Below are 2391 nucleotides of genomic sequence, written 5' to 3'. Positions count from 1 at the left end.
GACGGTGTACGCGGTCTTGCCGGTGTCCGCGATCGCGGCGGCCGGATTTCCGGTGCCGTCGATGACCCACATGCTCGTGGTGCCGTCCGTGGTCTGCAGGTCCAGGGGCTGCCCCGCGGACGGGTCGGAGATGACCGATGCGGTCCCGGTGCCAGCGATATTGCGGCTGGTCACCACGGGGACACCGTTGGAGTCGGACGTGCCATACGTGTAACCGTATTCCGCTCCCCCGTCCGTGGACTGCCAGAGCAGCTTGTTCATGTCCCCACCGGCGTACTCGTAGCTCGTCGTCACGCCATCCTTCGTGGACGCAGTCATCTGCTGCGCACCGTTGTACGTGAACGTCTGACCCGGCGCCGTGGTGAGGTTGCCGACCTTGTCGTACGCGTACCCGTCAGACGTGATCTGCCCGACCGTGTTGTACGTCAGCGTCTGCGAGCTCGTGACATCCCCGCCACGCTTCGCGGTGAGCCGATTCCCGGCAGCGTCGTACGTGTACGCCCACGTGACGTTCGTCGCACCGCCGGCTTGTGCGGCCTTGGTGAGGCGGCTGTTGGAGTCGTACCTGTACATGGTCGTCTGCTGGGTGATGTTGTCCTTGACCCACTGGATCTTGTCCGTCGCGTTGGCGCTCTTCACCGCCGAGCAGTCGCCACCGGCGTCGATCCCGGTGATGTAGCAGTACGTCAAGCTCACCACGGGCTTCGACGGGTCGTCAGCGTTCACAGCCCGAACACCCGTGACGTGGTTCGACGCGCCGTAGGTGATCGTCTGGTGCGCCTGCCACGACGTCGGGTCCTTGGTCGGGTCCGTGTTCTCCACAGCACCGAGCCAGGTATCGGTGCGGCGGCCGTGGTCGTCGTTCTTGTAGACCTGCTTCGCCGTGCCGCCGTCCGCGGTCGGGTACGTGGTGCGAGTCAGGACGTTGGCGACGTCGTAGTCATGGGTGACGGTGCCGTGGCCGTCGGTGACCTTGGCTGTGTTGCCGGCGAGGTCGTAGCCGTAGGTCACCTGCCCGCCGCCGGCGGTGTTCACCGTGGAGGTAAGCCGGTTCCGCTGGTCGTACGTGTTGGTGATGGTGCCGGTCGCGGACTGCCCGGTGAGCTGGTTGCCGTTGCCGTCGTACGTGTTCGTCACCGTCGCGGTGCCGTCATCGAACGCGGTCGTCAGGAGCCGGTCGTCGTTGTCGTACGTGTACGTCGTGACACCGCCACCACCGTCGGTGTGGTTCTTCACGCGGCCGAAGTCGTCGTACGAGTACTTCTGCACCCCCACCGTGTTCGCCGGCGCCGTGATCGACCCGAGCTGGTTGTTCGTGTCGTACGCGTACACCGTCCCGGCGGTGTTCCCCGGGGCGACCGCGGTCTTCACCGCACCCCAGGCGTACTTGTCGCCCTTGTCCTTGTCGTTGTAGGTCAGGGTCGCGGTTGCTGCTTCGGGACCGGTGCCGGTGCCGGTGGAGGACTGGTTGCCGGGCCCGTCGTAGCCGTACTTCGAGTCATTTCCGGAGCTGTCCTTCGTTGCTGATGGCAGGTACGCTGTCGGCGCCGCGTTGCCGTACGTCGCAGTGCTCGTGCTGCCAGAGGCGGACTGCGACTGGGTCAGGGACTGCCCGCTGTTCCCGTCGAACTTGTTGTTCGTCGTCGACGCGGTCGTACCCGCGCCGACCGTCGAGCTCTCGACACCATTGTTGGTCGACTTGTACGTCCGGGACTGCTCACGCTTCGCCGCGTCTACGGCCTTCGTGACGAGGTCGTTGCCGTCGACGGTGTAGGTCGTGTGCGCTGCGTCCGCGACCGCCTGGGACTGGTTCGACCGCGGGTCCGCGACCAGCGTCGACGTGTCCGATGCGTAGGAGAACCGCGTCACCGCAGTGCCCGGGGAGCCGGTCGTGGTGTTGCGCTGTTCGACCTTCGTGACCCGGTCGGACGAGTCGTACGTGAACGCCGTCACACCACCCTCGGGCGCCGTGATCGTGGTGAGGTCCCCGCTGGTGTACCCGAACGTGGTCTTCTTCCCGAGCGCGTCCGTGTACGTGGTGATGTCTCCGGTGCTGTTCTTCGTCCACGACACGCTCCGCTTGCTCGAGCCGGAGGTCTGCGAGAACGTCTGCACCCCGTTCGCGTACGACGAGTTCGCCGTCCGCGCCCCCGCCACACCGGCGGTCGAGACGAGTGACTTCAGGGTGAAGCCGGGCTCGTCGGAGTTGAAGCTGATCTGGTTCTTGTTCCGGTCCACGATCGACGTGGGCTGGCCAGCGAGGTTGAAGTGCGTCGTCGAGTTCGACGTCCACCCCTTCAGCGTGTACTCGTGCGTCGTGGAGTTGTCGACGCGGGTCAGGGTCTGCTGCAGACCGGCCGGGCTGATGAACGCACCCTGCGCCCCCGACGG

Annotated in this window: 1 protein-coding gene; it reads right to left on the bottom strand. The window is 66.0% G+C overall.

What is annotated here, in order from left to right; translation table 11 throughout:
• Positions 1-2391: RHS repeat protein (locus tag GVL05_RS19705; protein WP_200849286.1), on the bottom strand; the 2391-nt coding region annotated here is incomplete at both ends.

The organism is Curtobacterium sp. 18060, assembly GCF_902706105.1.
Lineage (GTDB): Bacteria > Actinomycetota > Actinomycetes > Actinomycetales > Microbacteriaceae > Curtobacterium.
The sequence above is the reverse complement of the archived record's forward strand: the minus strand, read 5'-3'. Positions and strand labels throughout refer to the sequence as shown.